The organism is Rhodococcus sp. MTM3W5.2 (assembly GCF_001984015.1).
GTDB classification, from domain to species: domain Bacteria; phylum Actinomycetota; class Actinomycetes; order Mycobacteriales; family Mycobacteriaceae; genus Rhodococcus_G; species Rhodococcus_G oryzae.
Window position 1 is genome coordinate 4,987,556 of record NZ_CP019572.1, and the last position, 25,883, is coordinate 5,013,438.

The 25,883-nt window shown below is 68.8% G+C and carries 26 protein-coding genes and 3 pseudogenes; 18 read left to right on the forward strand and 11 right to left on the reverse strand.

What is annotated here, in order from left to right; genetic code table 11:
- Positions 1 to 66 precede the first annotated feature (66 nt).
- Entirely contained in the window at positions 67 to 1,179 is a 1,113-nt protein-coding gene (locus BTZ20_RS22680; protein WP_077042896.1) for an NAD(P)H-dependent flavin oxidoreductase, read from the reverse strand.
- Complete coding sequence (locus BTZ20_RS22685; protein ID WP_077043916.1) at positions 1,179 to 2,822, reverse strand: acyl-CoA synthetase; 1,644 nt, start codon at positions 2,820 to 2,822, stop codon at positions 1,179 to 1,181. Before BTZ20_RS22685 ends, BTZ20_RS22680 begins: the two co-directional genes overlap by 1 nt.
- A 78-nt stretch (positions 2,823 to 2,900) precedes the next feature.
- On the opposite strand from BTZ20_RS22685, the gene BTZ20_RS22690 reads away from it, so the two are divergent.
- Positions 2,901 to 3,725 (forward strand): crotonase/enoyl-CoA hydratase family protein, encoded by an 825-nt coding sequence (locus BTZ20_RS22690; RefSeq protein ID WP_077042897.1) that lies wholly within the window; start codon positions 2,901 to 2,903, stop codon positions 3,723 to 3,725.
- A gap of 23 nt (positions 3,726 to 3,748) precedes the next feature.
- Positions 3,749 to 4,315, forward strand: a complete 567-nt coding sequence (locus BTZ20_RS22695; protein ID WP_077042898.1) for an NTP transferase domain-containing protein — start codon at positions 3,749 to 3,751, stop codon at positions 4,313 to 4,315.
- Between the two features lie 67 nt (positions 4,316 to 4,382).
- Here the strand turns inward: BTZ20_RS22695 and BTZ20_RS22700 are convergent.
- Positions 4,383 to 5,422 (reverse strand): annotated as a pseudogene (locus BTZ20_RS22700) (LLM class F420-dependent oxidoreductase).
- A gap of 79 nt (positions 5,423 to 5,501) precedes the next feature.
- Here BTZ20_RS22700 and BTZ20_RS22705 point away from each other — a divergent pair.
- From BTZ20_RS22705 to BTZ20_RS22730, 6 genes and pseudogenes are all read left to right on the forward strand, one after another.
- A complete protein-coding gene (locus tag BTZ20_RS22705) occupies positions 5,502 to 6,500 on the forward strand; it encodes a Zn-ribbon domain-containing OB-fold protein (RefSeq protein WP_077043917.1) in 999 nt (332 codons plus the stop codon).
- A gap of 13 nt (positions 6,501 to 6,513) precedes the next feature.
- A pseudogene (locus BTZ20_RS22710) lies at positions 6,514 to 7,577 on the forward strand (thiolase domain-containing protein).
- Between the two features lie 2 nt (positions 7,578 to 7,579).
- A pseudogene (locus BTZ20_RS22715) lies at positions 7,580 to 8,754 on the forward strand (thiolase domain-containing protein).
- 36 nt (positions 8,755 to 8,790) lie between these two features.
- Positions 8,791 to 9,666 (forward strand): TIGR03619 family F420-dependent LLM class oxidoreductase, encoded by an 876-nt coding sequence (locus BTZ20_RS22720; protein WP_077042899.1) that lies wholly within the window; start codon positions 8,791 to 8,793, stop codon positions 9,664 to 9,666.
- On the forward strand, positions 9,663 to 10,082 hold the full coding sequence (locus BTZ20_RS22725) for a nuclear transport factor 2 family protein (RefSeq protein ID WP_077042900.1): 420 nt from the start codon (positions 9,663 to 9,665) through the stop codon (positions 10,080 to 10,082). The genes BTZ20_RS22720 and BTZ20_RS22725 overlap by 4 nt, the downstream gene beginning before the upstream one ends.
- A 105-nt stretch (positions 10,083 to 10,187) precedes the next feature.
- Positions 10,188 to 10,790 carry a GDSL-type esterase/lipase family protein gene (locus BTZ20_RS22730; RefSeq protein WP_077042901.1) on the forward strand — a complete coding sequence of 201 codons (603 nt, stop codon included), beginning with the start codon at positions 10,188 to 10,190 and terminating at the stop codon, positions 10,788 to 10,790.
- 81 nt (positions 10,791 to 10,871) lie between these two features.
- On the opposite strand, the gene BTZ20_RS22735 is transcribed toward BTZ20_RS22730, so the two are convergent.
- Positions 10,872 to 12,122, reverse strand: a complete 1,251-nt coding sequence (locus tag BTZ20_RS22735; protein ID WP_077042902.1) for a cytochrome P450 — start codon at positions 12,120 to 12,122, stop codon at positions 10,872 to 10,874.
- Between the two features lie 173 nt (positions 12,123 to 12,295).
- On the opposite strand from BTZ20_RS22735, the gene BTZ20_RS22740 reads away from it, so the two are divergent.
- From BTZ20_RS22740 to BTZ20_RS22750, 3 genes are all read left to right on the forward strand, one after another.
- Positions 12,296 to 13,459, forward strand: a complete 1,164-nt coding sequence (locus tag BTZ20_RS22740) for a steroid 3-ketoacyl-CoA thiolase (RefSeq protein ID WP_077042903.1) — start codon at positions 12,296 to 12,298, stop codon at positions 13,457 to 13,459.
- Positions 13,460 to 13,466: 7 nt separating this feature from the next.
- Complete coding sequence (locus tag BTZ20_RS22745) at positions 13,467 to 13,931, forward strand: nitroreductase family deazaflavin-dependent oxidoreductase (protein ID WP_077042904.1); 465 nt, start codon at positions 13,467 to 13,469, stop codon at positions 13,929 to 13,931.
- Between the two features lie 106 nt (positions 13,932 to 14,037).
- Positions 14,038 to 14,709, forward strand: coding sequence for a GNAT family N-acetyltransferase (locus BTZ20_RS22750; protein WP_077042905.1), 672 nt, complete (start codon positions 14,038 to 14,040; stop codon positions 14,707 to 14,709).
- 69 nt (positions 14,710 to 14,778) lie between these two features.
- Here the strand turns inward: BTZ20_RS22750 and BTZ20_RS22755 are convergent, their stop codons facing one another.
- Complete coding sequence (locus BTZ20_RS22755; RefSeq protein WP_077042906.1) at positions 14,779 to 15,693, reverse strand: SDR family oxidoreductase; 915 nt, start codon at positions 15,691 to 15,693, stop codon at positions 14,779 to 14,781.
- On the reverse strand, positions 15,690 to 16,490 hold the full coding sequence (locus BTZ20_RS22760) for an SDR family oxidoreductase (protein WP_077043918.1): 801 nt from the start codon (positions 16,488 to 16,490) through the stop codon (positions 15,690 to 15,692). The genes BTZ20_RS22755 and BTZ20_RS22760 overlap by 4 nt, the downstream gene beginning before the upstream one ends.
- Before the next feature lie 131 nt (positions 16,491 to 16,621).
- Between BTZ20_RS22760 and echA20 the strand changes: the two genes are divergently transcribed.
- Genes echA20 through BTZ20_RS22780 form a run of 4 tightly spaced genes read left to right on the forward strand, consistent with a single transcriptional unit; the run spans position 16,622 to position 20,095 of the window.
- The gene (gene echA20, locus BTZ20_RS22765) at positions 16,622 to 17,383 is read left to right on the forward strand and encodes a (7aS)-7a-methyl-1,5-dioxo-2,3,5,6,7,7a-hexahydro-1H-indene-carboxyl-CoA hydrolase (RefSeq protein WP_077042907.1); all 762 of its coding nucleotides are present in this window, start codon (positions 16,622 to 16,624) and stop codon (positions 17,381 to 17,383) included.
- 14 nt (positions 17,384 to 17,397) lie between these two features.
- Entirely contained in the window at positions 17,398 to 18,279 is an 882-nt protein-coding gene (ipdA, locus tag BTZ20_RS22770) for a cholesterol ring-cleaving hydrolase subunit IpdA (protein WP_145982399.1), read from the forward strand.
- Positions 18,276 to 19,034, forward strand: a complete 759-nt coding sequence (gene ipdB / locus BTZ20_RS22775) for a cholesterol ring-cleaving hydrolase subunit IpdB (RefSeq protein WP_077042909.1) — start codon at positions 18,276 to 18,278, stop codon at positions 19,032 to 19,034. Before ipdA ends, ipdB begins: the two co-directional genes overlap by 4 nt.
- A complete protein-coding gene (locus tag BTZ20_RS22780) occupies positions 19,031 to 20,095 on the forward strand; it encodes an NAD(P)H-dependent flavin oxidoreductase (protein WP_077042910.1) in 1,065 nt (354 codons plus the stop codon). Before ipdB ends, BTZ20_RS22780 begins: the two co-directional genes overlap by 4 nt.
- A gap of 97 nt (positions 20,096 to 20,192) precedes the next feature.
- Here BTZ20_RS22780 and BTZ20_RS22785 read toward each other — a convergent pair whose 3' ends face one another.
- Entirely contained in the window at positions 20,193 to 20,471 is a 279-nt protein-coding gene (locus tag BTZ20_RS22785) for a DUF2277 domain-containing protein (RefSeq protein ID WP_077042911.1), read from the reverse strand.
- 104 nt (positions 20,472 to 20,575) lie between these two features.
- On the opposite strand from BTZ20_RS22785, the gene BTZ20_RS28645 reads away from it, so the two are divergent.
- A complete protein-coding gene (locus BTZ20_RS28645) occupies positions 20,576 to 20,929 on the forward strand; it encodes a TetR/AcrR family transcriptional regulator (protein ID WP_223263477.1) in 354 nt (117 codons plus the stop codon).
- On the forward strand, positions 20,860 to 21,195 hold the full coding sequence (locus BTZ20_RS28650; protein ID WP_262982618.1) for a hypothetical protein: 336 nt from the start codon (positions 20,860 to 20,862) through the stop codon (positions 21,193 to 21,195). Before BTZ20_RS28645 ends, BTZ20_RS28650 begins: the two co-directional genes overlap by 70 nt.
- 96 nt (positions 21,196 to 21,291) lie before the next feature.
- On the opposite strand, the gene BTZ20_RS22795 is transcribed toward BTZ20_RS28650, so the two are convergent.
- Positions 21,292 to 22,443 carry an acetyl-CoA C-acetyltransferase gene (locus BTZ20_RS22795; protein ID WP_077042912.1) on the reverse strand — a complete coding sequence of 384 codons (1,152 nt, stop codon included), beginning with the start codon at positions 22,441 to 22,443 and terminating at the stop codon, positions 21,292 to 21,294.
- A 9-nt stretch (positions 22,444 to 22,452) separates the two neighbouring features.
- Positions 22,453 to 23,085 (reverse strand): TetR/AcrR family transcriptional regulator, encoded by a 633-nt coding sequence (locus BTZ20_RS22800; protein ID WP_077042913.1) that lies wholly within the window; start codon positions 23,083 to 23,085, stop codon positions 22,453 to 22,455.
- A 41-nt stretch (positions 23,086 to 23,126) separates the two neighbouring features.
- Here BTZ20_RS22800 and BTZ20_RS22805 point away from each other — a divergent pair, with 41 nt between their 5' ends.
- Entirely contained in the window at positions 23,127 to 23,885 is a 759-nt protein-coding gene (locus BTZ20_RS22805) for an SDR family NAD(P)-dependent oxidoreductase (protein WP_223263478.1), read from the forward strand.
- On the opposite strand, the gene BTZ20_RS22810 is transcribed toward BTZ20_RS22805, so the two are convergent.
- Complete coding sequence (locus BTZ20_RS22810; protein WP_077043919.1) at positions 23,882 to 24,964, reverse strand: type IV toxin-antitoxin system AbiEi family antitoxin domain-containing protein; 1,083 nt, start codon at positions 24,962 to 24,964, stop codon at positions 23,882 to 23,884. The two genes, BTZ20_RS22805 and BTZ20_RS22810, sit on opposite strands and share 4 nt — an antisense overlap.
- A gap of 129 nt (positions 24,965 to 25,093) precedes the next feature.
- Entirely contained in the window at positions 25,094 to 25,879 is a 786-nt protein-coding gene (locus BTZ20_RS28655; protein ID WP_411269167.1) for an SDR family oxidoreductase, read from the reverse strand.
- Positions 25,880 to 25,883 lie beyond the last annotated feature (4 nt).

Here is a 25,883-nt window from a genome sequence, read left to right on the forward strand (position 1 = left end):
CCGGGTACGAATTCGTACCCGGCCTCCGTGTGTGGCCTAGCTGTCCGACGCCCGCGGGCGCCGCACCTATGTGAGCTTGCTCAGTCGCGCGACGGTGGTGTCGAACTCGGCGACCAGCTCTGTGATCGACTCGGCGACCGGCCGGATCTCGTTCATCCGTCCGACGATCTGGCCTGCGGGCATCGCGACCACCTCGGGATCCTCCGAGGCGACGATCCGCTGGTGCGCCTCGGCGACCAGCAGGTTCTGCAGCGGCATCGGCAGCGCGTCCGGAGCGCCGGGCTTGGACCAGGCCTCTGTCCACTTGGTCTTGAGCAGGCGGGCAGGCTTACCCGAGTAGATCCGCGAGCGGACGGTGTCGCTCGAGGTCGCCGCGAGCAGCGCACGCTGCGTTGCGGACGTGCCATCTGCCGCACTGCCCAGCTTGTACTCCGCGGCGGTCAGCCAGTACGAACCCATCCACACGCCGGAGGCGCCGAGGCTCATCGCCGCAGCGATCTGCCGACCGCTGCCGATGCCGCCCGCGGCAAGCACGGTGGCGGAATCGCCCACCGCGTCGACGATCTCGGGCACCAGGACCATCGAGGCGATCTCGCCGGTGTGGCCACCCGCCTCGTAGCCCTGGGCGATGACGATGTCGACGCCGTTGGCCACGTGACTCAGTGCGTGACCGACCGCGCCCGCCAGTGCCGCGACCGGCACGCCGTGCTCGTGCGCCTCGTCGATGACGTCCTTCGGCGGCGACCCGAGCGCGTTGGCGATCAGAGCCGGACGGTGCCGGAGCGCGACGTCGACCTGCGCGCGGGCCACCGAGTGCAGCCAGCCCAGGGTGCCCGTCGCACGCTCGACATCGTCGGACAGCGGCGGCACGCCGAGCTCCTCGAGCGTGCGGTTGACGAACGCGCGGTGCTCGGCCGGGATCAGCTTGTCCAGATCGACGGCCTTGCCCTCGGTCGGGATCTTGGCAGGCATGACGATGTCGACGCCGTACGGCTTGCCGTCGGTGTTCTCGTCCATCCAGGTGAGGACGGCCTCGAGCTCCTCCGGGTCGTTGAACCGCACACAGCCCAGCACGCCGAGTCCGCCTGCCCGCGACACCGCAGCCGCCACGTGCTCGGACGGGGTGAACGCGAAGATCGGGTACTGGATGCCGAACTTGTCGGCGAGCGCGTTACGCATCAGGAGTTTCCGTTGCTGTAGTTCTCGTCGGCCTCGCGCGCTTCGGTCTGCTCCTTGGCCCACCGGTAGTCGGGCTTGCCCGCAGGCGAACGCTTGATCTCGTCGACGAACCAGATGCTGCGCGGCACCTTGTAGCCGGCGATCTCCTTGCGGGACGCCGCCACCACGTCGGCGAGGCTCGGGCGGGCGCCGTCACGAGTGGCGACGACCGCCGCCACTCGCTGACCGAAACGCTCGTCCGGGACACCGACGACGAGGACGTCGAAGACGTCGGGATGCGTCTTGATCGCGCCCTCGACCTCCTCCGGGTAGATCTTCTCGCCGCCGCTGTTGATGGAGACGGAGCCGCGGCCGAGCATCGTGACCGTGCCGTCCTCCTCGACGGTGGCGTAGTCGCCGGGGATCGAGTACCGGACGCCGTTGTACGTCTTGAAGGTCGCGGCGGTCTTGACCTCGTCCTTGTAGTAGCCGAGCGGGATGTGGCCGTGGCGGGCCAGCAGGCCGACCTTGCCCGAGCCGGCCTCGACCACGTTGCCGTCGTCGTCGAGCACGACGGTCGCGGCGTCGATCTTCACCCGGGGGCCGCCGGTGTGGGTGGCGCCCTTGGTGACGGCGGACAGGCCACCGAAACCGGTCTCGGAGGAACCGATCGAGTCGGTGATGTAGCGGTTCGGGAGCAGGTCGAGGAACTCGTCCTTGAGTGCAGGCGAGAACAGCGCCGCGCTGGAGGCCATCACGTACAGGCTCGACAGGTCGTAGGGCTCACCGGTCTTCGGGTTGCCTGCCTTCAGCGCGTCGAGCATCGGTCGGGCCATCGCGTCGCCCGTGATGAAGATGAGGTTGACCTTGTGCTGGTCGATGACCTGCCACACCTCGTGGCCGTCGAACTCGGGGTGCATCACCAGGGTGCCGCCGCCGAAGAGGCTGTGGAACACCGCGGACTGCGAGCCGCCGTGGATCATCGGCGGGATCGGGAACCGCACCATCGCCGGGTTCGCCGCGCCGACCTTGGCCAGCTCCCACTCGTCCTCGACGCGCTCACCGGTGACGAAGTTGACGCCGCCGCCGAGCACACGCCACCAGTCCTCGTGACGCCACATGACGCCCTTCGGCAATCCGGTGGTGCCGCCGGTGTACAGCATGAAGATGTCGTCGGGGCTGCGCTCGCCGAAGTCGCGCTCGGGCGAGCTCTCCGCGAGGGCCTTCTCGTACTCGACGCCGAACTCGGCGTAGTCGAGATCGGTGCCGTCCTCGACGACGATCACAGACTTGACCAGCGGCGTGTTCGGCAGCACGTTGGCCACCTTGTCCACGTACCGGCGCTCGACGATGAGCGCGGCCATGTCCGAGTTCTCGAAGATGTACTGCAACTCGTTCTCGACGTAGCGGTAGTTCACGTTGACCATCACCGCACGGGCCTTGAACACCGCGACCATGGCCTCGATGGCCTCGATGGTGTTGCGGCTGTAGATGCCCACCTTGTCACCCGGCTTGACACCGCGATCCTGCAGGTAATGCGCGAGGCGGTTGGTCCGCTCCTCCAGCTGCGCATAGGTGATCTCGCGGTCGCTGTCCAGCAGCGCCACCCGCTCTGGATTCAGGTCAATGGAGTGCTCGACGAAGTCTGCGATATTTAGGGCCACGCCCATAAAGTAGAACGTGTTACCGTTTCTGGCAAGAGCCAATGTGAGACTCAACTCACACGATATCGGGAGCCGAGAGTGTCCTCCACCACAGCCGAGATTTCCGACATTTCGGAACAGTCCGCTCACTGCCTCGTCGAGAAGCGCGGTCACGTCCTCATCGTGACCATGAACCGCCCCGAGGCGCGCAACGCCCTGTCGGGCGAGATGATGGCGATCATGACCCAGGCCTGGGACCAGGTCGACGCCGATCCCGACATCCGGGTCGCGATCCTCACCGGCGCAGGGGGCACGTTCTGCGCAGGCATGGACCTCAAGGCGATGAACAAGAACGCCCCCGGCGACAAGTTCGTCAAGGGCGGCATGGACCTGACCAAGCTGCCTGCGCTGCTCAAGGGCCGCAGGCTGACCAAGCCGCTGATCGCCGCGGTCGAGGGCGCGGCCATCGCCGGTGGCACCGAGATCCTGCAGGGCACCGACATCCGGGTCGCGGGTGAGAGCGCCAAGTTCGGCGTCTCCGAGGCCCGGTTGGGCCTGTTCCCGCTCGGTGGCTCCGCGGTCCGCCTCGTCCGCCAGATCCCGTACACCGTCGCCGCCGAGATCCTGCTGACCGGCCGCAACGTCCCGGCACCCGAGGCCAAGGAACTCGGCCTGATCGGCCACGTCGTCCCGGACGGACAGGCGCTCACCAAGGCGCTCGAGATCGCCGACGCGATCGCGGCCAACGGCCCGATCGCCGTCCAGGCGATCCTCAAGACCATCCGCGTCACCGAGGGCATGCACGAGGAGGACGCCTTCAAGCTCGAGGCCGAGATCGGCGCCGAGGTGTTCCGGAGCGACGACGCCAAGGAGGGTCCGCGCTCGTTCGCCGAGAAGCGCGCCCCGAAGTTCCAGGGCAAATAGCGGCAACCATCCCCGGCAACGACATGCAGACCCCGACGACACAGCACCGAGTCGTCGGGGTTTTGCTTGCCGCGGGCCAGGGCAGCCGGTACGGCATGCCGAAGGTCCTGGCGGATCGGGGCGCCTGGCTGGAATCCGCGGTGGCGGCGCTGTGGGGCGGGGGCTGCTCCCGGGTCATCGTGGTGCTGGGCGCGGCGGACACCGCGGTGCCGGACGGCGCGGAGGCCGTCTACGCACCCGACTGGCGCGAGGGGGTCGGCGCCTCGCTGCGGGCAGGCCTCGCGGCCGCCTCAGGAGATCCGGATGCCGACTACGCCGCCGTACACCTGGTCGACCTGCCGGACGTCCACGCCGATGCCGTCGCCCGGGTCATCGCCGCCGCGGCCGCCACCGAGAGCGGGCTCGCCCGGGCCTTCTACGGGGCCGACCCGGGCCACCCAGTCGTGATGGCCCGCGGGCACTGGGCTGCGGTGTCGAGGACGGCGACGGGCGATCTGGGCGCCCTCCCGTACCTACGTGAGCACGCAGGCCTCGTGCGGCGGGTCGACTGCGACGACCTGGCGACCGGGGCGGACCGAGACACCCGCTGACCCGTCCGACGAATCGGGCCCCGGATCGGCGATCCGGGGCCCGATTCTGGAACGTGTTCCGCTCACATCAGGCGGGGTTGACCGCCTCAACGAGCTGGCGCATGTGCTCGACGCTCCGACAGGTCACCAGCAGCATGGTGACGCCCGCTTCCTCCCACTGCTTGACCTGGGTGCGCACCTCGTCGACATTGCCGATGATCATCGTGTCGGTGACCATCTGGTCCGGGACGATCGCGGCCGCCTCCTCCTTGCGGCCCGACAGGAAGAGATTCTGGATCTCCTTGACCTCCTCGCCGTAGCCCATCCGGGTGTAGACCTGAGCGTGGAAGTTCAACTCGGCCGCACCCATCCCGCCGACGTACAGCGCGGTGATCGGCTTGAGCTTCGCGATCTCCGCCGCGCGGTCGTCGGTGATGACGACCTGGCAGGTGGCCGCGATCTCGAAGTCCTCGCGGCTGCGCCGGGCGCCCGGACGCGCGAAGCCCTCGTCGAGCCATTCGTTGTACATCGGGGCCAGGCGCGGGGTGTAGTAGATCGCCAGCCAGCCGTCGGCGATCTCGGCGGTCAGCGCGACGTTCTTCGGCCCCTCCGCACCGAGCCAGATCGGCAGGTCAGCGCGCAGCGGATGGGTGATCGGCTTGAGCGGCTTGCCGAGCCCCATGCCACCCTCGCCGCGGAACGGCAGCGGGTAGTGCGGGCCGTCGTTGGTCACCGGGGCCTCCCGCGCGAGCACCTGCCGGACGATCGACACGTACTCCCGCGTCCGTGCCAGCGGCTTCGGGAAGGGCTGGCCGTACCAGCCCTCGACGACCTGCGGACCGGAGACGCCGAGGCCGAGGATCGCGCGGCCGCCGGAGAGGTGGTCGAGGGTCAGAGCGTGCATGGCGGCGCCGGTGGGCGTACGTGCGGACAGCTGCGCCACCGAGGTACCGAGCCGGATCCGCTCGGTGCTCGAGCCCCACCAGGCCAGCGGGGTGAACGCGTCGTTGCCCCAGGACTCGGCCGAGAAGACCGCGTCGAATCCCGCCGTGTCGGCCTCGGTCACCAACTCCTGAGCGTTGGCGGGGGCTGCGCGCCCCAGTACCCAAGTTGCAACCCGAGCTTCATCGACTGCCTCCATATCCGTGGTGATCAGAACTCACTATTGCTAGTGGAATAAGAACCTGTTCTACTCGACTTTGTGACCATGAGGAAGAGTTCACTGGAACTAGAACCAGATTCGGCGGGCCAGGAGCGGCCGCTGAGCGCCCCGCTGCGCATGGCGTTCGACTACACGCGCTCGGTCGGACCGACCATCGGTGCCTTCGTGAACGGGCTGCGTGAGCGTCGCGTCGTCGGCGTTCGCGGGTCGGACGGCCGGGTGCACGTGCCGCCCGCCGAGTACGACCCGGTGACCGCCGAGCCGCTCACCGACTTCGTCGAGGTGTCGCCGGTCGGCACGGTCCAGTCGTGGACGTGGATGCCCGAGCCCATCGAGGGCCAGCCCCTCGACCGCCCGTTCGCGTGGGCGCTGATCAAGCTGGACGGCGCCGACACCTCGCTCCTGCACGCCGTCGACGTCTCCTCCCCCGACGAGATGAGCACGGGCATGCGCGTGCACATCCGCTGGGCCGACGAGACCGTCGGGAACATCAAGGACATCGCTTCCTTCGCACCGGGCGAGGGCGACGGAACCACCACCGCCGCAACACCTTCCGACGCCGAACCGGTCACCATCATCACCACGCCGGTCGACATGATGTACACCCACACCGCCTCCGCCGAGGAGAGCTACTACCTCCGCGGACTGGTCGAGGGCAAGATCCTCGGCGGGCGGACCGACGCCAACGGCAAGGTCTACGTGCCCCCGCGCGGCGCCAACCCCACCGACGGCATCCCGACCAAGGAACAGGTCGTACTCTCCGACCGCGGCACCGTCACCACGTTCTGCATCGTCAACGTGCCGTTCCTCGGTCAGCGCATCAAGCCGCCGTACGTCGCGGCGTACATCCTGCTCGACGGCGCCGACATCGCGATCCAGCACCTGATCCTCGACATCGACGCCGCGGACGTCCGCATGGGCCTGCGCGTCGAGGCCGTCTGGCGTCCCCGCGAGGAGCGCGGCTACACGCTCGAATCGATCTCCCATTTCCGTCCTACCGGCGAGCCCGACGCCGAGTACGACACCTACAAGCAGCACCTGTAGAGAGGCCACCCCCGTGACAGAGATTGCAGTGGTCGGCTTCGCGCAGGCCCCCATCGTCGAGAGACCACAGGCACCACCAACGGTGTCGAGATGCTGGTCCCCATCTTCCAAGAGCTCTACTCCACCCTCGGAATCACCAAGTCCGACATCGGTTTCTGGTGCTCGGGTTCGTCCGACTACCTCGCCGGACGCGCCTTCTCGTTCATCTCCGCGGTCGACTCGATCGGCGCCGTGCCGCCGATCAACGAGTCGCACGTCGAGATGGACGCGGCCTGGGCCCTGTACGAGGCCTGGATCAAGATCATGACCGGCGAGGTCGACACGGCCCTTGTCTACGGCTTCGGCAAGTCCTCCGCAGGCAACCTGCGCCAGGTCCTCGCCATGCAGCTCGACCCGTACCTGGTCGCCCCGCTGTGGCCCGACTCGGTCTCGGTCGCGGGACTGCAGGCCCGCGCCGGCCTCGACGCGGGCAAGTGGACGCCCGAGCAGATGGCAGAGGTCGTGGTGCGCAGCCGCAGGGCGGCCAAGGACAACCCGCTCAGCCAGCTCTCCGGCGACTACGACATCGAATCGCTGCTCGCGCAGCCGTTCATCGCCGACCCGCTCCGCGCGCACGACTGCGCGCCGATCACGGACGGCGCCTCGGCGATCGTGCTGGCCCGAGGCGATCGCGCCCGCGAGATGTGCGAGAACCCCGCCTGGATCACCGGTTTCGACCACATCATCGACTCCCCCGCCCTCGGCGGGCGTGACCTCACCACCTCCCCGTCCACCGCGGCCGCGGCACGCGCCGCCACCGGCGGCGACCTCGGCGGCATCGAGGTCGCCGAGCTGCACGGACCGTTCAGCCACCAGGAGCTCATCCTGGCCGAGGCGATCGGGCTCTCGGAGTCCGTCACCGTCAACCCGTCCGGCGGCCCGCTCTCGGGCAACCCGCTCTTCTCGGCGGGCCTCGAGCGGATCGGTCACGCCGCCCGCAAGATCCACACCGGCGAGGCCGGCCGCACCCTGGCACACGCCACCAGCGGTCCCGCGCTGCAGCAGAACCTGGTCGCGGTCATGGAAGGACGTAACTGATCATGGGTGGTAAGCACAAGGCCGCGGTACTCGGCACCGGCCAGACCCACTACGTCGCCAAGCGGACCGACGTCACGATGTCCGGCCTGGTCCGCGAGGCCATCGACCGCGCCATGACCGACGCCGAGGTCAGCTGGGACGACATCGACGCGGTCGTCGTCGGCAAGGCCCCGACATGTTCGAGGGCTCGATGATGCCGGAGCTGGCGATGGCGAATGCGCTCGGCGCCGTCGGCAAGCCGCTGCTGCGCGTGCACACCGCGGGCTCCGTCGGCGGGTCCACGGGCGTCGTTGCGGCCTCCCTGGTCAAGTCAGGCGTGCACAAGCGCGTGCTGGCGGTGTCCTGGGAGAAGCAGTCCGAGTCGAACGCCATGTGGGCGCTGTCGATCCCGGTGCCCTTCACGATGCCGGTCGGCGCGGGAGCGGGCGGCTACTTCGCGCCGCACGTGCGTTCGTACATCCGCCGTTCGGGCGCGCCCAGCCACATCGGCGCGATGGTCGCGGTCAAGGACCGGCTCAACGGCAGCATCAACCCGTACGCCCACCTCAAGCAGCCCGACATCACGCTCGAGTCGGTGCAGGCTTCTCAGATGCTGTGGGACCCCATCCGTTTCGACGAGACCTGCCCGTCTTCGGACGGCGCCTGCGCCATCGTGATCGGCGACGAGGACTCGGCGAAGTCGATGATCTCCCGGGGCCGTCAGGTGGCGTGGGTGCACGCGACCGCGATGCGCACCGAGCCCACCACGTTCTCCGGGCGCGACCAGGTCAACCCGCAGGCCGGACGCGACGCCGCTGCCGCCCTGTGGAAGGACGCGGGCATCACCGACCCGTTCAAGGAGATCGACGCGGCCGAGATCTACGTCCCGTTCTCCTGGTTCGAGCCGATGTGGCTGGAGAACCTCGGATTCGCGGCGGAGGGCACCGGCTGGAAGCTCACCGAGGCAGGCGAGACCGCCCGCGACGGGAACCTCCCGGTCAACGCCTCCGGCGGCGTGCTCTCGTCCAACCCGATCGGCGCCTCCGGCATGATCCGCTTCGCGGAGGCCGCGATGCAGGTGATGAACCGCGCCGGTGACCACCAGATCCAGGATGCCCGCAAGGCCTTCGGACATGCCTACGGCGGCGGCTCACAATACTTCTCGATGTGGGTCGTCGGTGCTGACGCGCCCGAGTAGCCCGACGAATCCGACGAGCTCGAGTAGGAGATCAGCATGAAGTTCACCGTAGGCATCGCGATGAGTCCGCTCGACCAACTCATCCCGCTCGCGCAGACCGCAGAGGAGTGCGGGTTCGCCAACATCGCCCTGCCGGACTCGCTGTTCTACATGGAGACGGCGGCGGCGGACTACCCGTACACCCCCGACGGCTCCCGGATGTGGAACGCCGAGACACCGTGGGTGGATCCACTGATCGCGGCCGCGGCTCTCGGCGCGGCCACCTCCACCATCGGCTTCTACACGAACGTGCTCAAGCTGGGGTCCAGGAACCCGCTGCTGCTCGCGCGGCAGGTCGGGTCCGTTGCGAACCTGACCGGGAACCGGTTCGGATTCGGTGTCGGGATCGGTTGGGCTCCTGAGGAGTTCGAGTGGTGCGGCGTGCCGTTCAAGAAGCGCGGCGCCCGCGTCGACGAGATGATCGAGATCATCAAGCTGACCCTCGCGGGCGGCATGGTCGAGTTCCACGGAGAGTTCTACGATTTCGACCGGCTGCAGATCAGCCCCGCGCCGAGCAAGCCGGTGCCGTTCTACGTCGGCGGTCACACCGACGTGGCGCTGCGCCGGGCGGCCCGGGTTGGCGACGGCTGGACCTCGGCGATGATGAAGTTCAAGGACCTGGTCGAGACCAAGCGCAAGCTCGATGATCTGCGGGCCGAATACGACCGCGCGGATCAGCCTTTCGAGTTGCAGGCCGTGTGCATCGACCGCTTCGGCAAGGACGGCTACGCCGAACTGGCAGGCGCGGGCATCACCGATTCCATCGTGGTGCCGTGGATCTTCGACGGCATTCCGTTCGACGGCCCGCTCGAGGCCAAGCAGGATTCGCTGCGCAAGTTCGCGGCCGACCACATCACGGGAGGAGCGTCATGACCGACACCACGACGGAGCACCCCGTCCGGATCGCGTCGCGCGCGTCCCAGTCCGCCGCGAGCGGCAGGCGCAAGGAGGAGTGGCTGGCGCTGTTCGCGGAGGACGGTTGGGTCGAGGACCCGGTCGGCCCTTCGGGTTTCGACCCCGAGGGCAAGGGCCACCACGGCCGCGAGGCCATCGCCCGCTTCTACGACATGACCATCGCGAACACCGAGTCGCTCGTCTTCGACATCAGGGACACCCTGCAGTGCGGTGACGAGATGGTCTACATCGGCAGCATCCGGTCCGTCGTGGCTGGCAACCAGATCGATGCCGAAGGAGTGTTCATCTACCGGGTGAACGACGAGGGCAAGCTGCAGTCGATTCGGGCCTTCTGGGAGGTCGACCGGGCGATGAAGACGCTCGTCAAGCTGTAGTACGCACGAACGCCGGAAGGACCGCACCTCGTAAATCGAGGTGCGGTCCTTTGCGTTTCACGGCAGGGTGAGTCCGACCGCAGGCGATCGGAAGGACGACATTCAGTGCAGAGGCAATCGGAGGATCTCCGGATCTGTTTCATCGGCGACTCCTTCGTCGCGGGTGTCGGCGACGAGACCGCGCTCGGCTGGACCGGCCGACTGCTGGCCCGCAGCGCGCAGGCGGGACGACCGGCCACCGGATACAACCTGGGGATCCGACGCAACACCTCGACCGACATCCGGGCGCGGCTTCGCGACGAGATCGAGCGCCGCAGGCCCGCGGACACGGAGCTGCGGCTGGTGTTCTCGTTCGGGGTCAACGACGCGACCGCCACGGACGACGGCCGTCGGGTCCCGGCCGCGACCTCTCGGGAGAACCTGACCGACTGCCTGGACGCCGCCGCGGGTGCACCGGTCCTCTTCGTCGGGCCGCCGCCCGTGCACGACGAGGAGCACAACAGCCGGATCCTATTGCTCAACAATGATTTTCGCGACATCTGCGATGCGCGGGGCTGCACTTTTGTCGACGTGTTCACCACACTGGAGAAGCACGACGTCTGGCGCAGACAGGTGCGCGACGGCGACGGCGCCCACCCGCGATCAGAGGGCTACACGGCCCTGTTCGAACTGGTGGCACCCGCATGGGACGGCTGGCTGCGCCGCTGAGGTCGCCGCGAACGAAAAAGGCAGCGCCGGCGCGGGGTGACCGCGCCGGCGCTGCCGGATGATGCTTGTGGATCGAGCGCCCTAGTGGGCGACCGGGCAACCGCCGGTCTTGTAGTCGACCTGGTACTCCTTGATGCCGTTGAGCCAGCCGGAGCGCAGGCGGCGGGTCGCGCCGACCTCGGTGATGTCCGGGAGGAAGTCGGCGATCGCGTTGAAGATCAGGTCGATCTCCATGCGGGCCAGGTTGGCGCCGAGGCAGTAGTGGGCGCCGGTACCGCCGAAGGACAGGTGCGGGTTCGGGTCGCGGAGGATGTCGAACTTCTCCGGGTTCTCGAACACCTCCTCGTCGAAGTTCGCCGACACGTAGTTCATCACCACGCGCTGGCCCTTCTTGATCGCCACGCCGCCGATCTCGGTGTCCTCGAGGGCGGTGCGCTGGAAGGCGGCGACCGGGGTGGCCCAGCGGATGATCTCGTCGGCCGTGGTCTTCGGACGCTCCTTCTTGTACAGCTCCCACTGCTCGGGGTTGTCCATGAAGGCCTTCATGCCGTGCGTGGTGGCGTTGCGGGTGGTCTCGTTGCCTGCCACCGCGAGCACGATCACGAAGAAGCCGAACTCCTCCGGGCTGAGCTCGTCGCCGTCGACGTCCGCCTCGATGAGCGTGGTGACGAGGTCGTCGCCCGGGTTCGCCTTGCGCGCCTCGGCCAGCTGGTACGCGTAGCCGAGGATCTCCATCGACGCGGCAGCCGGATCGATGTCGGCGAACTCGGGATCGTCGTACGAGGTCATCTGGTTGGACCACTCGAAGACCTTGCCGCGGTCCTCCTGCGGCACGCCGATGAGTTCGGCGATGGCCTGCAGCGGCAGCTCCGCCGCGACCTGGGTGACGAAGTCGCCGCTACCCTCCGCAGCGGCAGCCTTGACGATGGACTCGGCGCGGTCGCGCAGCTCTTCCTTGATCCCGTTGATCGCGCGGGGGGTGAAGCCGCGGGAGACCAGCTTGCGCAGCTTGGTGTGCTCCGGCGCGTCCTTGTTCAGGAGCACGAAGCGCTGCAGTTCGATCTGCTCGCGCTTCATGTCGTCGGCGAAGCGCGGGATGGCGGTGTTCTCCCAGGTGGAGAACACGTCGCGCATCGACACGTCGCGGATGTCCTCGTGACGGGTGACCAACCAGTAGCCACCGTCGTTGAATCCGCCGACACCGTCGGGCTGCTCGACCCAGTACACCGGCTCGGCCTTGCGGACCTCGGCGAGTTCTTCCACCGGCAGCCGGTGCGCGTAGATATCGGGGTCCGTAAAGTCGAATCCCGCGGGAATGTTGGGCTGTGCCACTGTTGTCTCCTGCCATCGCGATCGGCGCCGCGCGTGATGTGGAACACGTTCTACAAAGATTGAAGCATAGAGCTTCGATGGGGGAAAGACTAGGCAAAGAACTGGGCCCATTCTCCTTGCTCAAAGGGGAGAACCTGTTCTACTTTTTGTAGACACGTGGAAAGGAGCCCGCCGTGGGCACACCAGTAATCGTCGAGGCAGTCCGTACCCCGATCGGCAAGCGAGGGGGTTGGCTGTCCGGCCTGCACGCGGCGGAGACCCTTGGCGCGGTTCAGGTCGGACTGCTCGAGCGGGCGGGCATCGATCCCCTCCTCGTCGAGCAGGCCATCGGCGGCTGCGTCACCCAGGCCGGTGCACAGTCCAACAACGTCACCCGGGTGGCCTGGCTGGCGGCGGGCCTGCCGTGGCAGACCGGCGCCACCACCATCGACTGCCAGTGCGGCTCCGCGCAGCAGGCCAACCACCTGATCGCCGGGCTGATCGCCACCGGCGCCATCGAGATCGGCGTCGCCTGCGGCGTCGAGCAGATGAGCCAGGTCCCGCTCGGCGCCAACGTCGGCACCGAGGCAGGCCCGCGCCGCCCGGCGTCGTGGGACATCGACATGCCCAACCAGTTCGAGGCCGCCGAGCGGATCGCAAAGCGCCGCGGAATCACCCGCGACGACATCGAGGCGCTCGGCGTCCGCTCGCAGGCGCTGGCCAAGCAGGCCTGGGCAGAAGGCCGGTTCGACCGCGAGGTGCTGCCCGTGACGGCCCCCGTCATCGGCGAGGACAAGCTGCCGACCTCGGAGACCACAGTGGTCTCCCGGGACCAGGGCCTGCGCGACACCACGCTCGAGTCGCTGGCCAAGCTCAAGCCGGTCATCGAGGGCGGCATCCACACCGCGGGCACCGCCTCGCAGATCTCCGACGGCGCCGCCGCGGTCCTGCTCATGGACTCCGACCGCGCCCTCGCCCTCGGCCTCAAGCCCCGCGCCCGGATCGTCTCCCAGGTGCTCGTCGGCGCCGAGCCCGAGTTCCACCTCGACGGCCCCGTCCAGGCCACCGCCAAGGTGCTCGAGAAGGCAGGCATGAAGATCGGCGACCTCGACCTGTTCGAGGTCAACGAGGCCTTCGCCTCCGTCGCACTGTCCTGGGCTCGGGTGCACGGTCCTGACATGGACAAGGTCAACGTCAACGGCGGCGCCCTGGCCCTCGGCCACCCCGTGGGCAGCACCGGATCCCGGCTGATCACCACCGCACTGCACGAGCTCGAGCGGACGGACAAGTCCACCGCGCTGATCACCATGTGCGCCGGCGGCGCACTCGCCACCGGCACCATCATCGAGCGGATCTGATCCGGCCATGAAGCGCCCACCGATGCTCGATACGCAGTTCACCCGAGTCATCATCAAATGGATGTCGAAGACGAACGTGATCGCGTACCGGGCCACCGGTGGGCGCGTCGGCGGTAAGTGGCGGGTCGGCAGCGCCGCGAAGAGCGGCCTGCCGATCTGCCTGCTCACCACCACCGGCCGCAAGAGCGGCGAGCCCCGGGTGAGCCCGCTTCTGTTCCTCGAGGACGGCGACCGGGTCGTGCTCGTCGCCTCGCAGGGCGGCCAGCCCAAGAACCCGCTGTGGTACCTGAACCTGAAGGCCGATCCCAACGTGAAGGTCCAGATCCGTTCCGACGTGCGCCATCTGGTCGCGAAGGTCGCGGACGATGCCGAGCACGCGGAGCTGTGGCCCAAGCTGGTGGCGATGTACCCCGAGTTCGACGATTACCAGTCCTGGGTCGAACGCAAGATCCCGGTCATCGTCTGTTCGTAGCAATTGCGGGCCCGTTGACAGACAATCTGGGGGAGCCCGCAGGATTGCCCATCCGGCAGGTGCGTGCTCCGCGCTGTTGCACCTCAACGGATAGGGAGATTTCGTCATGACGGCTGGCCCCCAAGATCAGATCCTGGACCGACGCGAACTCGCTTCGGCGCTCCTGCGGGCGCTCGAAATGCGGCACGAGGTCCTCGATGCCATCGTCGACAGTGACGACCACGCCGCCGCCGTACGCAGTGTGAGCGCGCTCCTCGAGACGACCGAGGACAACGCGAATGCGGTGCTGGGCCTGCAGCTCGGGCGCCTGACCCGGCTCGAGCGCGACCACCTCCGCGACGAGGTGACCAACCTGGACGCGACGCTGAAGTGGCTGCCGGAACAGCGCCCCTTCAGCACCGGCACGAACGTGCGGCTGCGCCCGTTCACCTACAACGACGAGGACGCGGAGCTCTACCGACGGCGCTCGGCCGAGCAGCTCGATGCCGACGGAACGCCGTGGCCTGCGGATCGCATCGAGGAGGAGCGCCGGGCAGGCCTGAACCGCGTCGACGAGGAGACCGCGGCATGGTTCGTCGCTGAGAACACGAGCGGCGACCGGCCGGAATGCGTCGGGCTCGTGTTCGGCGAACTACACGAAGGCGAGGTGGACCTCGCGGTGTGGGTGGCGCCCGAGGCGCGCAAGCAGGGCTACGGCACTGCCGTGATCAAGCTGTCGCGGCCAGAGCTCGCCGCCTACTTCCCCGGCACGACGGTCATCGTCCGCTCCCCCGTCTAGGCGCTTCGCGCCTGTGCGCGGTTGACGAGTCCACACACTCGTCAACCGCGCACGGGCAGCGGAGCTGCCTTACGCCCCGTAGACCGGGGTGGGGGTCTCCGCCTTCTCGAGCAGATCCGCCACGACGGGGCCGATCTCCTTCGGGTCCCAACGATCACCCTTGTCCTGCACGGGGCCGTGCCGCCAGCCCTCGGCGACGGTGATCTTGCCGCCCTCGACCTCGAACACCCGGCCGCTGACGTCCTTCGACTCGGCGCTGCCCAGCCAGACCACCAGCGGGGAGATGTTCTCCGGAGCCATCGCGTCGAAGCCCTCCTCGGGAGCGGCCATCGCCTCGGCCATCGCGCCGCCCGCGCCCACCGTCATCCGGGTGCGCGCCGCTGGCGCGATCGCGTTGACGGAGACGCCGTAGTTCTTCAGCTCGGCGGCGGCCTGGATGGTCATCTCCGCGATGCCGGCCTTGGCGGCCGCGTAGTTGCCCTGGCCGATGCTGCCCTGCAGGCCGGCACCCGAGCTGGTGTTGATGATCCGCGCGTCCACAGGACGTCCGGCCTTGGACTCGGCACGCCAGTACGCGGCCGCGTGCCGCAGCGGGGCGAAGTGGCCCTTGAGGTGCACCCGGATGACCGAGTCCCACTCCTGCTCGCTCATGCCGACCAGCATCCGGTCGCGGAGGAAGCCCGCGTTGTTGACCAGCACGTCGAGGCCACCGAAGTTGTCGATGGCGGTCTTGATCAGGTTCTGCGCGCCGTCCCAGTCCGCGACGTCGTCGCCGTTCACCACGGCCTGTCCGCCCGCGGCGATGATCTCCGCGACAACCTGCTCGCCGGGGCTCTCACCGGTCGCGGTGCCGTCGCCGCCGACGCCGATGTCGTTCACGACGACCTTCGCGCCCTCGGCCGCGAACGCCAGCGCGTGCGCCCGTCCGATACCGCGGCCAGCGCCCGTCACGATGACGACGCGACCCTCTACCAATCCACTCACTTCTGCTCCTCCATCACTGGCTTGTTGGATGTCTCTGCGTCCGACGCCGCCAGGAACGCGGGGCGCTCGCCGCCGCCGTGCACCGTCAGTGTCGAACCGCTGACGTAGGACGCCAGCGGCGATGCCAGGAAGGTCGCACAGTTCCCGATGTCCTCGGGCCGCGCCATCCGACCCAGCGGGACGGTCTTGCTCACCGCGGCGAGGCCGTCGGCCCCGCCGTAGTGCAGGTGGCTCTGCTCGGTCTCGACCAGGCCGACCACGATCGAGTTCACCCGGACCTTCGGCGCCCACTCCACCGCGAGGCTGGTCGCCAGGCTGTCGATGCCTGCCTTGGCGGCGCCGTAGGCGGCGGTCCCGGGCGACGGGCGGCTGCCGCTGACGCTGCTGATCATCACGATCGAGCCGCCGGTGTCCTGCTTCTGCATGACGGCGTTCGCGATCTGCGAGATCAGGAGCGGGGCGAGCAGGTTGAGCTCGACGATCTTCGAGTGGAAGCGGGGGCTCGCGTCCGCGGCCAGTGCGTACGGCGCCCCACCCGCGTTGTTGACGACGGCGTCGAGGCGGCCGTGGGTGGCGACGATCGAGTCGATCATCGACTGCACCTGCTCGGCGTCGCGCAGGTCGCAGGAGATGAACTCCACGCCGCGGCCGTCCACCTCGATCGGCTCGTCGGCCGGCCGTCGCGCGCAGGTCACCACCGTGGCGCCCGCGCGCAGAAACGCGCGGCTGATACCCGCACCAACGCCGCGCACTCCGCCGGTGACCAGCACCACGCTGCCGTCAAGACCTAGATCCACCAGTACCTCCACTGTCAGGGATTCTCTGCGGGTCGGGGGTCATCCGCCGAAAAGCAAACTCCAGCCCGACCCGCAGGTGTGCTAACTTACCAAGCAATCGCTTGGTTTGGCGACCTACCTAAGGAATCACGATGGGAATCACTTCCAAATCCGATGGGGCCGGCATCACCACGGTCACCGTCGACTACCCGCCGGTGAACGCCATCCCGTCTAAGGGATGGTTCGAACTGGCCGACGCCGTCCTCGCGGCGGGCAAGGATCCGAGCACCCACGTGGTGATCCTGCGAGCCGAGGGTCGCGGCTTCAATGCCGGCGTCGACATCAAGGAGATGCAGGCCACCGAGGGTCACGGCGCCCTGATCGACGCCAACCGCGGCTGCGCGGCGGCGTTCTCCGCGGTCTACGACTGCGAGGTTCCCGTCGTGGTCGCCGTCAACGGCTTCTGCGTCGGCGGCGGCGTCGGCCTGGTCGGCAACGCCGACGTCATCGTCGCGTCCGACGACGCCATCTTCGGCCTCCCCGAGGTCGACCGCGGCGCACTCGGCGCGGCCACGCACCTGGCCCGCCTGGTCCCCCAGCACATGATGCGCACGCTGTACTACACGGCCAAGAACGTCGACGCCCAGACGCTCAAGCACTTCGGCTCCGTCTACGACGTCGTCCCGCGCGCCGAGCTCGACGCGTGTGCACTCAAGATCGCAGGCGAGATCGCCGCCAAGGACACCCGGGTCATCCGGCGCGCCAAGGAAGCGATCAACCGCATCGACGTGATGGACGTGCACACCAGCTACCGGATCGAGCAGGGTTTCACGTTCGAGCTGAACCTCGCCGGCGTCGCCGACGAGCACCGCGACGAGTTCGTCGCCACCGGCAAGCCGCGCGCGAACAAGTAGGGAGTTGAAAGACAATGCGTGACAAGAGGATGTCGCTCGACGAGGTCGTCGGCGAACTGCGCAGTGGCATGACGATCGGCCTCGGCGGCTGGGGCTCGCGCCGCAAGCCGATGGCGTTCGTACGCGCGATTCTGCGCTCGGACATCAAGGACCTGACCGTCGTCACCTACGGCGGACCGGACCTGGGCCTGCTGTGCTCGGCGGGCAAGGTCAAGAAGGCCTACTACGGCTTCGTGTCCCTGGACTCCGCGCCGTTCTACGACCCCTGGTTCGCCAAGGCCCGCACCACCGGCGCCATCGAGGTCCGCGAGATGGACGAGGGCATGGTCAAGTGTGGCCTCGAGGCCGCCGCGGCCCGCCTGCCGTTCCTGCCGATCCGGGCAGGCCTCGGCTCGGACGTCACGAACTTCTGGGGCGACGAGCTCAAGACCGTCACCTCGCCGTACGCCGACGAATCCGGCAAGGCCGAGACGCTCATCGCGATGCCCGCGCTGAACCTGGACGCGTCGTTCGTGCACCTGAACCTGGGCGACAAGCACGGCAACGCCGCCTACAACGGCGTCGACCCGTACTTCGACGACCTGTACTGCATGGCCGCCGAGAAGCGCTACGTCTCCGTCGAGCGCATCGTCGAGACCGAGGAGCTGGTGAAGGCCGTTCCGCTGCAGCAGCTGATCCTCAACCGCATGATGGTCGACGGCGTCGTGGAGGCCCCGAACGGCGCCCACTTCACCCTCGCAGGCGAGAGCTACGGCCGCGACGAGAAGTTCCAGCGTCACTACGCCGAGGCCGCCAAGACCCCCGAGTCGTGGCAGGTCTTCGTCGACACCTACCTGTCCGGCAGCGAGGACGACTACCAGGCCGCCGTCAAGAAGTTCGCAGAGGAGCAGGCATGACCTCCACCGAGACCATCACCCGCGCGGAGTACTGCGCGATCGCATGCGCCGAGATCTTCTCGGGCGCAGGCGAGATCATGGCCAGCCCGATGTCGACGCTGGCGACCATCGGCGCGCGGCTGGCGCGGCTCACCACCGAGCCCGACCTGCTCATCACCGACGGTGAGGCGCTGATCTTCGCCGACACCCCCGCGGTCGGCGCCAAGGCCCCGATCGAGGGCTGGATGCCGTTCCGCAAGGTGTTCGACGTCGTCGCCTCCGGCCGCCGCCACGTGGTCATGGGCGCCAACCAGATCGACCGGTACGGCAACCAGAACCTGTCCGCGTTCGGTCCGCTGCAGCAGCCGACCCGGCAGATGTTCGGCGTCCGCGGCGCCCCCGGCAACACCATCAACCACGCCACCAGCTACTTCGTCCCCAAGCACTCCTCGCGGGTGTTCGTGGACAAGGTGGACGTGGTCTCGGGCGTCGGCTACGACAAGGTCGATCCCGCGAACCCGGCGTTCAAGTACCTGCACCTGCACCGCGTGGTGAGCAACCTGGGCGTCTTCGACTTCGGCGGGCCGGACCACACCCTGCGCGCGCTCAGCCTGCACCCGGGCGTCACCGCGGCCGAGGTCGCCGAGAACACCTCCTTCGAGGTCGCCGGGCTGGCCGAGGCGGGCGTCACCCGCGAGCCCACCGCCGAGGAGCTGCGCCTGATCCGCGAGGTCATCGACCCGCGCGGCCTGCGTGAGCGCGAGGTCCAGGCATGACCGCCGTCCTGCGCACGCCGCTGACCGAACTGGTCGGCATCGAGCACCCGATCGTGCAGACCGGCATGGGCTGGGTCTCCGGCCCGCGCCTGACCGCGGGCACGTCCAATGCGGGTGGCCTGGGCATCCTCGCCTCGGCGACGATGACCTACGACGAGCTCGAGGCAGCGGTCCTGCGGACCAAGGAGCTCACCGACAAGCCGTTCGGCGTCAACATCCGCGCCGACGCGACGGACGCGCAGGAGCGCATCGACCTGCTCATCCGCGAGAAGGTCAAGGTCGCCTCGTTCGCGCTGGCGCCCAAGAAGGACCTGATCAGCAAGCTCAAGGACAACGGCGTCGTCGTGGTCCCGTCCATCGGCGCCGCCAAGCACGCCGTCAAGGTCGCCTCCTGGGGCGCCGACGCGGTGATCGTGCAGGGCGGCGAGGGCGGCGGCCACACCGGCCCCGTCGCGACCACGCTGCTGCTGCCGTCGGTGCTCGACGCAGTCGACATCCCGGTGATCGCGGCCGGCGGCTTCTTCGATGGCCGCGGCCTGGCCGCTGCGCTGTCCTACGGCGCCGCGGGCGTCGCGATGGGCACCCGCTTCCTGCTCACCAGCGATTCGGCGGTGCCGGACTCGGTCAAGCAGGAGTACCTCAAGCGCGGCCTGCAGGACACCACCGTGTCCGTGAAGGTCGACGGCATGCCGCACCGGGTGCTCAACACCGACCTGGTCAACAGCCTCGAGAAGTCCAGCTACGCACGGGGACTCGTCGCCGCGGCCAGGAACGCCCCCAAGGTCAGGGCGATGACCGGCATGAAGTGGTCGACCCTGATCAAAGAGGGCCTTGCGATGCGTAAGACCACCGACAAGACCTGGCTGCAGATCATCATGTACGCCAACACCCCGATGCTGCTCAAGGCCGGCCTGGTCGACGGCAACACCGAGGCGGGCGTGCTCGCGTCCGGTCAGGTGGTCGGCATGGTCGACGACCTGCCGAGCTGCCAGGAACTGATCGACCGGATCATGGCCGACGCCGTGAAGCGGATCGACGCGCTGGGCGCGCTGCGCGCCTGACCGGCACCGCCGGTGCGCGCCTGAGCGCATGAGCGTGGGAGCGCACTCCCCACACTGAAGGGCACCATCGGCCGGTTCATCCGGCCGGCGGTGCCCTTCAGTCGTTCGCGGCGACCGCGGCCATCCGGGCGCGGACCTCGGGCCTGCGCAGCGGCGGCACCGTGGCCGGTGGCTGCTTGCGGGCGGGCAGCACCCCGAGCAGCCGCATCGTGGTCGCCGTGACCTCGGCGACCGCCTGCTCGAAGGGCTCCCGGGTGGCGTCGGACAGCTTCTGCACGCCACTCACCTTCCGCACGTACTGACGGGCGGCCGCCTCGATCTCCTCCGCGGTGGCGGCCGGCTCGAGGCCGCGGAGCTCGGTGATGTTTCGGCACATATCCCGACGATAACCCCGAGCCACCTCCCGCGCGCGATGAGTTCCGTGTCACCCCGTAACTATTTTGACTCCGGGGGCAATACGCTCCGGTATTGTCCGGCGATGTGAATGGATCCGGAGACCACCCAGTCGAAGCAGCCGGCCCAGGCCGGCCCCGAGATCCCCAGGTCGACCGGTCGGTCCTCGATGCGACCATCGCGCTGCTCGTCGAGTCGGGCTACCAGAAGACCACCATCCAGGCCATCGCCCGACGAGCCAAGGTCAGCGCGCCCGCGATCTACCGCCGCTGGGCCACCCGCGAGATGATCATCGAGGACGCGATCTTCGGCCTCGAGTCCATGGGCGACGTGCCGCTCCCCCGATCACCGACGACCTCCACGCCGACCTGCTGGCCTGGACGCGCAGTTTTCTCGAGCGCGCCGCGCACCCGGCCGCCCGCTCCGCGATACCCGGGCTGATGTCCACCTGGAATCACAACGAAGGCGTCTACGAGCGGCTCGTCCAGCGGGCCGAGGTGCCCGCCCGCAAGGCGCTGCTCGACCGGATCCTGCTGGCCGAGCCGGACGCGGAGCCTGCCACCGCCGTGTCCACCGCGGACACCGTCTTCGACCTGCTGGTGTCGGCCACCATGCTCCGCGGCGTCTCGCGCGGGTTCGAGGACTCGGACGCGTGGTGCGAGCGGATCGCCGGCGCGCTGTTCGCACTGATCGGCACCATCGACTGACGGACACCGTCCGCCCGGTCCACCGACGACGAGTTCGGCCCCGTACCCCTCCGGCCGGAGGGGTACGGGGCCGAATCTGCTTGCGCGAAAGGGTTTCTAGCCCAGGCGCTCGATGATCGTCACGTTCGCGGTGCCGCCACCCTCACAGATGGTCTGCAGGCCGTAGCGCCCACCGGTGCGCTCAAGCTCGTTGAGCATGGTCGCGAACAGCTTGGTGCCGGTCGCGCCGAGCGGGTGCCCGTTCGCGATCGCGCCGCCGTTGGCGTTGACCTTCGCCGGGTCCGCGCCGATCTCCTTGATCCAGGACAGCACGACGGGGGCGAACGCCTCGTTGATCTCGATGACGTCGATGTCGTCGATGGTCAGGCCGGTCTTCTCCAGCGCGTACTTGGTCGCGGGGATCGGCGCGCTGAGCATGAAGATCGGCGAGGCGCCGCGGGCGCTGATGTGGTGGATCCGGGCGCGGGGCTTGAGACCGTGCGCCTTCACCGCAGCCTCGGAGGCGAGCAGCGTCGCGCTTGCGCCGTCGGAGATCTGGCTCGCCAGGGCCGCGGTCAGGCGTCCACCGTCGGTCAGTGTCTTGAGCCCGGCCATCTTCTCCAGGCTGGTCTCGCGCGGGCCCTCGTCGATGCTGAACTCACCGACCGGCACGATCTCGTTGTCGAAGCGGCCCTCGGCGATCGCCTTGCGCGCACGCTCGTGGCTCTGCAGCGCCCAGCGCTCCATCTCCTCGCGGCTGATGTCCCACTTCTCGGCGATCAGCTCGGCGCCGTGGAACTGCGAGACCTCTTCGTCGCCGTAGCGGTGCTCCCAGCCCTTCGAACCCTTGAACGGGGTCTCGAAACCGAACTGCTCGCCGACGACCATCGCGGAGGCGATCGGGATCATGCTCATGTTCTGAACGCCGCCGGCCACCATCAGGTCCGCGGTTCCGCTCATGATCGCCTGCGCCGCAAAGTGAACGGCCTGCTGGCTGGATCCGCACTGACGGTCGACGGTGACGCCGGGGACATCCTCCGGGTAGCCGGCGGCCAGCCAGGCGGTGCGCGCGATGTTGCCGGCCTGCGGGCCGATCGCGTCGACACAGCCGAACACGACGTCGTCGATCTCGCTGGGGTCGACCTGGTTGCGCTCGAGGAGCTGCTTGATCACCCCGGCGCCGAGGTCCGCGGGGTGCACCGCGGAGAGGGCACCGCCCTTCTTGCCGACCGCGGTGCGGATGGCGTCAACAATGTATGCCTCAGGCATGGAAACTCCCTACGAATCGGACCGTGACTGTGGGCTGGAGAGCCCGTCGAGCACAATGGCGAGATACTGCTTGGCGACCGTTTCCGCGGTCATCGGGCCTCCCGGCCGGTACCAGCGCACCGGAACCCAGACGGTGTCGCGCATGAAGCGGTACACCAGCTCCACGTCGATGTCGGGACGGAAGCTGCCGTCGGCGATGCCTGCCTCGAGGACCGACACCCACAGGCCGCGGAACTCCTTGTTGCGTTCGGTGATGTACTCGAAGCGCTCGTTGCCGACCAGGTGCTTGGCCTCGTCCTGATAGATCGCGACCGCGGCGTGCGAACCGTCGATCGCCTCGAAGGACGCGATCACCATCGCCTCGAGGGTGGCGCGCGATCCGAGACCGGCCGCGACGATGTCGCGGTAGCGGCCGAACAGCTCGTCCAGGAAGCCCTTGAGGATCTCGTCGACCATCGACTCCTTGGAGTCGAAGTGGTGGTAGAGACTGCCGGACAGGATCCCGGCCGAGTCGGCGATGTCGCGCACGGTGGTGGCGCGCAGACCGCGCTCGGCGAACAGGGCGGCGGCCAGCGCGAGGAGTTCGGCGCGGCGGCCGGACTTGCTGGCAGACTCTTCGGCAGCTCTCGGCGGAGGGGTCACACCCGACAGAGTATCAACCAAGCGCTTGTTAGGGTATCGGGGTGCAGCAAAACACTTGCGCCGTGATCACCGGCGGATCTGGCGGCATCGGGATCGAGATCACCCGGCGGCTCGCCGCCCAGGGGCTCCCTGTCGCGTTCACCTACCGTTCCGGCGCCGACCGCGCCGCCGCCCTGGTCGAGGAGATCACCGCGGCGGGCGGGCGGGCCCGTGCCGATGCCGTCGACCTGACCGACCGCGACCGGGTCGCACGGTGGGCGGAGGAGATCACCGCCGAGCTCGGCGATCCGTCGGTGCTGGTGCACGCGGCGGGCCCGCACATCCCGATGGTCCACCTGTCCAAGGTCTCCCCCGACACCTTCTCCGAGCATCTCGGCGCCGAGGCCACCGCGTTCTTCGCGCTCGTGCACGCCCTGCTGCCCGGGCTCCGCGCGGCGCGCGGCTCGGTCGTCGCGGTGACGACGGCAGCCACCGACCGCTTCCCCGTCCGGGACGGCCTCTCGTCCGGGACCAAGGGCGCCGTCGAGGCGCTGGTCCGGGCGTTCGCCGCCGAGGAGGGCCGCTACGGCGTCCGCTTCAACTCCGTTGGCCCCGGCATGCTCACCGACGGCATGGCCGAACGCCTGATGGGCAACGCCGACCTCGACGAGCGCGCACAGGCCGTCGCGATGAGCCGAATCCCCCTGCAGCGCTTCGGCTCCGCGGTCGACATCGCCGAGGCCGTCTGCTTCCTCGCGAGCGACAAAGCCGGCTTCATCACCGGCCAGAAGCTGAACGTCGACGGCGGCTACACCGTCTAGGCGGCTCCGCCGCCCGTGCGCGGTTGACGAGTCTCAGGACTCGCTAACCGCGCACAGGCGGGACACGGGTTTTCGTCCCGCCTGACCCAGCCTTCGCGGCGCAGTACCTGCTCGACCTCCCCGGCTACCAGGCACGGCGTCCCGACTACCTCCTCGTACCCGAACACCAGCCGTGGCCGATCTGCGAGTTCGGCGGCGTTGTCGCGGCGACGGTCCCGGAACGCGACCTCGCGCGCCGAGTGCGACCGGCGTCCGTCGAGGCGCACGATCAGCGGGACACCGTGTTCGGTGTAGTCGCAGTCCTCCCAGAGCGTCCGACCGTCGACCACCACCGGCTCCTGCCTGCGTGCCGTGGGAAGTCCGTGGGCCTGTTCGACATCGACCGCGAAGCGGTACTCGAGCATCGACTGGACGCCCTCGGCCAGCAGCCGGACGGCCGCCTCGAGCGCCTTCCGGTAGCGGCGTGGGGTCCGCTCGTTCATCCGGCGCCGGATGTCGTCCAACCGGACGCGAGCGTTGGTGACGGCGCCGATCAGGCTGACGTATGCCTCGTGCGCCGACGGCTGCGCGATGGCGAGGTCGAGCGCGGTGTCCGCGCGGGTCGTCCGCGGCGGCAGGAGGTCTGCAGCGCCGATGTGCCGTTGCGCACGCGACCGGTGCACCGCCACCCCGGGGTGCAGGACGCTCCCCCGCGCGGGCACCACACGGTCACCGAACGCCGCGTGTCCGATCGCGGTCGCGGGTTGACCGATCGCGGAGACACCATAGGGGACCGTGACGTGGACGGGACCGGCCTCGTCCACCGGGACCATCCCCCACAGCTCCGCGGCCGTCCGGTGACTGAGCAGCGCCGTCGTCCCGCCGTAGAGCAGGGCGGCCTCGAGGATCGCGTCCCGGGTGAGCAGGCCCGAGGTGATCGCGTACACCCCGCGCAGCACCCGCTGCCAGCGCCCGGCCTCGAGACGCTGCCGCGTTCGCGACGGCGGGAATCCGATGGCGTGCAGTTGCGCAGCGGTGACCAATCCGTACTGGCGGTCGACGAGGGCCTGGAGCGCTGCGGGCGAGAACGTTGCTGGCATGCCGACGACACTGGCGTCGGGCACCGACCGGATCGACGGGATCGGGCCGGGTTATCCACAGGCGCTACGCGCCTGTGCGTGGTTGACGAGTCCTGACACTCGTCAACCACGCACAGGCGGCGGAGCCGCCTAGGCGCGCTGGCTGGAGATGGAGACGATCTCGCCGGTGAGGTAGGTCGTGTAGTCGCTGGCGAGCATCGCGATGGTCGCGGCGATTTCCCACACCTCGGCGGCGCGACCGAAGGCCTCACCCTCGGCCAGCTTGTCGAGCAGTTCCTCGCTGGTCACCTTCGCCAGGAACGCGTGGCGGGCGATGGACGGCGCGACGGCGTTGATGCGGACGCCGTACTCGGCGGCCTCGATCGCGCTGCAGCGGGTCAGCGCCATGACGCCGGCCTTGGCCGCGGCGTAGTGCGCCTGCGAGTGCTGCGCGCGCCAGCCGAGCACAGAAGCGTTGTTGACCAGGACGCCGTTGTGCTCGACGGACTTGAAGTAGCGCAGCGCAGCACGGGTGGCGCGGAAGGTGCTCGTCAACGTGATGTCGAGGACGCGGTCCCACTGCTCGTCGGTCATGTCCACGACCGGGGTCTCGCCGCCGAGGCCCGCGTTGTTGACCAGGACGTCGATGCGGCCGAGCTTCTCGGCGGAGCCTGCGATCAGCGCGTCGACCTGCTCGGTGCTCGAGACGTCGCAGACGAACGACTCGACCTGCTGGCCACCGAACTCGGCCGACAGCTTCTCCACGGTCTCGCCGAGGCGACGCTCGTGGAAGTCGGAGACCAGCACGTCGGCGCCCTCGAGCAGCGCCCGGCGCGCGGTGGCGAAACCGATACCGGTGCCCGCGGCCGCGGTCACGACGACCTTCTTGCCCTTGAGCAGGTTGTGGCCCTCGATCTCGGCGGGGGCGACTGCCAGGGGG